We start from the raw sequence: 6,806 nt of genomic DNA on the forward strand, positions 1-6,806 counted from the left end.
ACAGCTTTCGTTTGATATGATAGGATGGTTTTGACAATATTTTCAGACGGAGGATCTGGACATGAAGATTTACGGAGTATATATGGACCGCCCGCTTTCTGCAGGGGAAGAGGATCGGATGATGGCAGCCGTGTCCGCCGAAAAGCGGGAAAAATGCCGGCGCTTTTACCATAAGGAGGATGCTCACCGCACCTTGATCGGCGACATGCTGATCCGCACCGCTGCGGCGAAGGCTTACGGACTTGATCCGGCCGCGATTTCATTCAGCGTCCAGGAATACGGAAAGCCGTACATCCCCGCGCTTCCGGACATGCACTTTAACATTTCCCACTCCGGGCGCTGGATCGTGTGTGCCGTTGATTCAAAACCGATCGGCATTGATATTGAAAAAATGAAGCCCGGCACGATTGATATCGCCAAACGTTTTTTTTCGCCGACGGAATACAGTGATCTGCAAGCGAAACACCCCGATCAGCAGACCGATTATTTTTACCTCCTGTGGTCGATGAAAGAAAGCTTTATCAAGCAGGCCGGAAAAGGGCTTTCCCTTCCGCTTGATTCATTCAGCGTCCGCCTCAAAGACGACGGCCATGTGTCCATTGAGCTCCCGGACGGACATGAACCTTGTTTCATCCGCACATATGATGCGGACGAGGAATATAAGCTGGCCGTTTGTGCGGCGCATCCCGATTTTTGTGACGGGATTGAGATGAAAACGTATGAAGAGCTGATGTAAGCATAGAAAAAGGAGGGTATCCCCCTCCTTTTTTTGTCAGCCTGATATTTCCGCCTGTTTCTGCAGCTGCTTTGCTTCTTGATAAATTTCTTCGAACAGATCCGCGATGTATTCTTCTTCAACACATGAAAATGCGATTCGCAAATCGGTTTCATTAATGGATATCGTCCCGATTCCTCTCTTTTCAAGCAACGACACTCTTAATTCGCCGGCGTTTATGTCTTTCAGCCGGACACACATGAAATAACCCGAGTTAAACGGATAAGGCGTCCATACGTCTTCATAGTGCTTGTTTTCTGCAAGAACGGCTTTCACTTTGTCAGCCCGTTTTTTCATGATATTATATTTCAGCGATTTTTCTTTCTCGTATTCCGGTGACTGCATCGCCCGCAGCATAAACGTTTGGGACGGATGCGGGGCGCTTGAAATCGTTCCCCTGATAATCCCTTTTGTTTTTTCCTCGAGCACGCGCAGCGCTTTTTCGCTTTTTGTGCTGTACGTAATAAAACCGACGCGGAAGCCCCACGCGTAATTTTCCTTCGTCGCGCCGTCTATTTTTACGCAAAGCACCCGGTCGTGCACTTGGGCGAGTTTGCTGAAGATGGATTCCTGAATGGCCGTTTCATCGTAAAACAGATTGTAATACGCATCGTCTACGAGCACGACAATCTCTTTGCCGGCCTCCGCTGCCTCCAGGATCACACTGACGATTTCTGACGCTTCCTCTTCCCCCGGCGTATAGCCTGTCGGATTATTCGGGAAATTCAGCACGACAATCGCCTTTTCTTCCTGCTTTTTCAGCAGCTCGGACAGCCCCGCCGCATTAAAACGCCCATCCTGCTGAAAAAGCGGGTACGTCTCAATGGATGCCTTGCGCCGGACACCGAAAATAAAATTGTAATTTCCCCAATATTTATCCGGCAGAAGCAGCGCATCCCCTTCATTGACGAACAAGTCGGCGGCAATGCTCAGCCCGTGTGTTAAAGCGTTTGTCACGATCGGCGTGCTGATGTCTTTGCCGGCTAATGAAGGATTTTCGAGACGCATTTTTTTCAGCCATTCCTGTCTGAGCGGCTCTTTTCCCTGCGGCGGAGCATAATCGTAGATATCATCGGGGTTATAGGCGGACAGTGTCTCTTGAATATGGGAAAAGTGCATGGACTCGCCTTGTGAGGTGGCAATCCCGATCGTGGCATTATACTTTCCGGCCTTGGCTTTCGCTTCCGCCGATTGTGTCAGCACCCCTTTCGGATAAAACAACTCTCTGCCCAAATCAGAAAGCATATGAAGCACGTGCGGGTTTTCTTCAGATAATGTTCTGTTCAGCTCTTTTGCTGCATCATTCATGTACGACAATCCCTTCAAAATTATATTCCATCAAATCATAACATAAAATTTTTGATAAATGAGAAAACTCACGGGCAGATTTTGTTACAAAAAACAGACAGCGAATGCTGTCTGTCATATCCTATAACAATTGGCCTGCAGTGCTCCTGTTAATAATCTCATATATTCGTTCCGCCACTTTTTCAGTTTCACTTAATATGAACATGTGGCCGTCCGAAAACTCATGAAATACGGGATTGTCGGCCCATTTTTTCCATCCGTCCGCATCTTTGATACATTTTTTATCTTTCCGCCCGTTAAAAATATGGACGGGTGATTGAATCATGTGAGAATCAGACGGACAGAAGCTTTCAAGCGCGCGGTAGTCGGATCTGAAAGAAGGCAGGAAAAATGACATGACCTCCTTATTCTCCACTAACTCCTGCGGCATTCCGCCCAGCTCGATAATATGGGCGAGAAATTTTTCATCATCAAGATGAGACACTTTTTTCCTTTCAACATGCGGCGGCTGAATGGCTGAGATGATCACGGCCTGCGGGTAAATCCCCTCCCGCTCCAGCTTTTGCGCCAGCCTGAAAGCGACCATGCCTCCCATACTGTGGCCGAACAGGACAAACGGGCGGTCAGGATGGAGATTCAACTCCTGCTTGTATAAACTGACAAGCTGTTCAAAATCCTCAACGGCGGACATTTGATTTGTTCCGTGTCCCGGCGGTTCCGCGGCAAGCATCTCACACTCACCTTGAAGATAGGTGTGGAGCGGGCGGAATGATGCGGAATAGCCTCCTGCGAACGGAAAACAGATAAGCTGCGTTTTTTCCGTGGTATCGAACGATTTAAAGAGCTGGACCATTGGCGGGCTTCCTCCTTTTCTATCGTGAAGCTGTCAGCTTCGGATGTTCCTTCCTTAGGAATTCGAGCAAATATGCCGCATTCCTTTCGAGACATTCTCCCTGAAGCATTTCTGCGTGACTGCCGCAGCCTTTTTTCACACGGTATTCACCTGTCGTGGCTTCCTCCCACGAAGCGAGCCACGGCGGCATCGCAAAGTCCGGTTCTGACGTTAATAGATCTATATCCGCATTGACCGTGCCGGTGCTGACGGTATGCACGAAATAAGAATAAAACGCGTTTGTTTTTTTGGCGAGACCTTCTTTGACGGCTTCGTCATTCAGCGCTTCGTTATCCCGGTTTACCTTCATCAGCGCCTGGACATCGCTTTCTACGGTGCGGCCTTCCAAGTCGCTGACGCCTTGTTTTTTATAGGAATCAACCATGATCAGCCGCTCCACTTTACGTCCTTCGGCTTCAAGCCGTTTGGCCGTTTCAAAGGCGAGCGTGCAGCCTGCCGAGTATCCGAACAGCTTGACCGGTCCTTCCGGCTGGAGCTGATTGATCAGCTCTGTGTAGCGTTCGATGCGGTTGTCTTCCTCGATAAAATCAAACGCACAGATTCTATAGCCGGACAGCTGTTTTGCCAGCGGCTGGTACATCAGCCCGTAACCGAGAACCGGCGGGAACGCAAACAGTGTGTCAGACTGATTTTTATTCATGATGGTGAGATCTTTCATTCCTTTTTCTTCACCGTGAAGCAGATAACCGGCAATGTCTGCGATTGTCGTCGCTTCGAATAACAGCTGCACCGGGATGTCCGTACCGAGCTCTTTTTTAATGCGCGACGCTGCCGTCATCGCTTTTAAGGAATGGCCTCCGAGCGCGAAGAAATCATCATGAATCCCGATCTGCTGTCTGCCGAGAATCTCGGACCAGATGTGTGCAATCGTTTCTTCCGTCGCGTTTCGAGGCCCGATCCATTCTTTCGCCGCCTGAGCCTGATCCGGTTTCGGCAGCTGCCGTTTATTGACCTTCCCGTTTGTCGTTAAAGGAAGCTCTTCTAAGAAAGTAAAGGTTTGCGGCACCATGTAAGCAGGAAGCTGTTTTTTCAAGTGCCTCTTTACGTCTTCAGCTGAAAGCGGCGTCCGGTTCACGAGATAGGCGTTGATTGATGCATCTCCGGACTCATGGCGGTCTGCAACAACGACCGCATCTTTCACACCCGGGTATTCCTGCAGCTGCTTTTCGATTTCTTCAAGTTCAATCCGGTGACCGCGTATTTTGACCTGGTCGTCAATACGCCCGGCGTATTCAATCGTTCCATCCGGCAGCCAGCGTGCTAAATCCCCTGTGCGGTAAAGCGTTTCTCCCGGCTTGAACGGATTTGGGATAAATGTTTGCTTCGTCAGGTCGTGACGGTTCAGATACCCTTTTGATACACCCATTCCGCTGATGCACAGTTCACCGACAGCTCCGAACGGCTGAAGCTGGTTTTGCCCGTTAAGAATATAAATACTTGCATTGCTGATCGGCTTTCCGATCGGCAATGAGGAAATGGAATCCGGTATATCATGCACGACGTGAGCTGTCGCAAACACCGTTCCCTCAGTCGGCCCGTAGCAATTAATCAGCTTGCCAGGCCCCATGATCTCAAGCGCCTTTCTGACGTGAGGCACAGACGCGCGCTCACCCCCGAATAACACACAGCGGAGCCCCTTCAGCCACTCCTCTCCCGCATCGGTGAGAAGATTAAAAAGTGCGGTTGTCGCAAACATGACATTGACATTCTCCTGCCGGATCAGATCAGTGAGCCGTTCTGTATCAAGCAGTGTATGTTCATCTGCGATAATGAGCCGTGCCGCATTCAGTATTGATGCGTAGAAATCAAAAGTAAATGCGTCAAAGGCGTAATTCGAAACAGATAAGAACGTATCTTGTTCAGAAAATGCCATATAGTCTACATGCTTGACCAATCCTTGTATATTGGCATGAGTGGTGATATTGCCCTTCGGCTTTCCGGTTGTGCCGGACGTATACATAATATACGCCGGATCATCGGGATCAATTGCGGCTGCAGGATCGCTTGCCTGTTCCTCAAACCGTGCTTGATCATCGATGATGAGTGTTGTTCCTGTATACGGCAGCTGAGCCGCTTTTTCTTTCATCTCCTGATGTGTCAGCAGACAGGCTGCCGCACTGTCAGTCAGCATGTACGAGATTCGGTCCTCCGGCAGCTTCGGATCAACCGGCAGATAAGCCGCTCCTGCTTTTAATACGCCGAGAATGCCGATCACCAGTTCAAGCGAGCGCTTCGTGTACAACGCGACAACGGTGTCTTTACCCGCACCTTGCTTTTGCAAACGGCGCGCAAGACGGTTCGCTTCCTCATCTAATTCGCGATAGGAAAGAGTCTGGCCGGAATACGTAAGCGCCGGTGCATCAGGATTTACATTCACCGCTTCCTTGAACCAATCCGTCAGAGGCTTCGCCTGATGAGTCTCAGCCGGCGGGTTTAAGCCGGTAAGCAGAAGCTCTCTTTCCTTTTCATCAACAAGTCTGATCGTATTGACAGGCTGATCCGGCTTCTGGATGAGCTGCTGAATCGCTGTAAGAAGCTGAGATTTTAAGCGTAGGATAAACGCCTCATCAAACACATTCCCGTTATAGGCAAGCTTAATCAGCATCTCATCACCTGGAGAAGCCATCAGGTTGAGATCATAATTCGATTTCTCAAAAACATGGACGTCCTCCATATCAAAGCCGTTTTCACTGTTTTCTTCATTTTTTGCATCCTGAAGCGGATAATTTTCAAACACAATGATGTGGTCAATCAGCTTTGGCTGATCGGCCTGGCTTTGGATGTCATAGAGCGGCACATATTGATGAGGCTCAGACTCCAGCGATTGCTCCTGCAGCTGCTTGAGCAAGCCGTTAAATGTGGTATCCTCAGACAGCTTCACCCGCCTCGGAACAGCATTGATAAACAGCCCGACCATATGTTCAACGCCTTTGATTTCTGCGGGACGCCCGGAAACGACTGTGCCGAAGATCAAATCGCCGGACTGCTGGTAGCGGCTGATTAATACACTCCAAACTGCCTGCAGCGCCGTACTCAAAGTGGTATGCTGCGATTTTGCAAGCTCGGTAAATGCTTTTGTTTCCGCCTCCGGCAGTGAGAAGAGCAGCTCTTTCGGCTCATAGCCGTTCTCTTGTTTCTTTCTTTGCTCCGCAAATGTCGTTTGTCCTTCAAAATCTTCTAAGTACCCGCGCCAGTAATGCAGTGATGCTTGTTTATCCTGCTTTTCAAGCCACTTGATATAGTCTTTATACGGTTTGACCGGCGGCAGGCTGTACGGCTTTTGTTCTCGCAGGGCATTGTATACCTTAAACAGATCCTGCACGACGATGCCGAAGCACCAGCCGTCCAAAATGATGTGGTGGTAGCTCCACACCCATTCAAAGCTTTCTTCCGATTTTTTAAAGATGGCTGCCCGCATCGGAATATCCCGCGTCAAATCAAAGCCCTTGATCTTATCCTGTTCTTTGTATTCATTAATTTTGGATGCTTGCTCGCTGCCCGTTAAGTGTGTCAGATCGATTTCTTCTATCTGAAACTGCCGTTTTTTCAATACGACTTGGACCGGCCTTTTTACTTTTTCGTGAATGAACACGGTACGAAATACATCGTACCGGTCCATGATCACATTCATGCTTTCTTCAAGGCATTTGATATTCAAGCTGCCTTTTACTTTCATTGTCATTTGTTCGATGTAAAAGCTTTGGCCGGGATTCAGGAGAGTATGAAACAGCATTCCCTCCTGCATCGGCGACAAATAATACATGTCCTGAACTTGATCTTTTTTGAACTGGCTCATCTGCTCCGCTCCCC

At 49.0% G+C, this 6,806-nt stretch carries 4 protein-coding genes; 1 reads left to right on the forward strand and 3 read right to left on the reverse strand.

What is annotated here, in order from left to right; all coding sequences use genetic code 11:
* Nucleotides 1-61: 61 nt before the first annotated feature.
* Nucleotides 62-736, forward strand: coding sequence for a 4'-phosphopantetheinyl transferase family protein (locus C5I45_RS17780; protein ID WP_014304326.1), 675 nt, complete (start codon nucleotides 62-64; stop codon nucleotides 734-736).
* A 36-nt stretch (nucleotides 737-772) separates the two neighbouring features.
* On the opposite strand, the gene C5I45_RS17785 is transcribed toward C5I45_RS17780, so the two are convergent.
* The 3 genes from C5I45_RS17785 to srfAC all read right to left on the reverse strand — a co-directional run bounded on the left by C5I45_RS17785 (nucleotide 773) and on the right by srfAC (nucleotide 6,792).
* Nucleotides 773-2,083 (reverse strand): aminotransferase class I/II-fold pyridoxal phosphate-dependent enzyme, encoded by a 1,311-nt coding sequence (locus C5I45_RS17785; RefSeq protein WP_046559339.1) that lies wholly within the window; start codon nucleotides 2,081-2,083, stop codon nucleotides 773-775.
* A 121-nt stretch (nucleotides 2,084-2,204) separates the two neighbouring features.
* Nucleotides 2,205-2,936 (reverse strand): surfactin biosynthesis thioesterase SrfAD, encoded by a 732-nt coding sequence (srfAD, locus tag C5I45_RS17790; RefSeq protein WP_107994546.1) that lies wholly within the window; start codon nucleotides 2,934-2,936, stop codon nucleotides 2,205-2,207.
* Nucleotides 2,937-2,955: 19 nt separating this feature from the next.
* Entirely contained in the window at nucleotides 2,956-6,792 is a 3,837-nt protein-coding gene (gene srfAC, locus C5I45_RS17795) for a surfactin non-ribosomal peptide synthetase SrfAC (protein ID WP_107994547.1), read from the reverse strand.
* Nucleotides 6,793-6,806: the final 14 nt, after the last annotated feature.

The sequence above is a fragment of the Bacillus sp. ZY-1-1 genome, from assembly GCF_003047165.1.
Lineage (GTDB): Bacteria > Bacillota > Bacilli > Bacillales > Bacillaceae > Bacillus > Bacillus velezensis.

Excerpts from the sequence above, each read along its gene's own strand:
- C5I45_RS17780 (WP_014304326.1), top strand. The coding sequence starts at position 62 with ATGAAGATTTACGGAGTATATATGGACCGCCCGCTTTCTGCAGGGGAA.
- C5I45_RS17785 (WP_046559339.1), bottom strand. The coding sequence starts at position 2,083 with ATGAATGATGCAGCAAAAGAGCTGAACAGAACATTATCTGAAGAAAAC.
- srfAD (WP_107994546.1), bottom strand. The coding sequence starts at position 2,936 with ATGGTCCAGCTCTTTAAATCGTTCGATACCACGGAAAAAACGCAGCTT.
- srfAC (WP_107994547.1), bottom strand. The coding sequence starts at position 6,792 with ATGAGCCAGTTCAAAAAAGATCAAGTTCAGGACATGTATTATTTGTCG.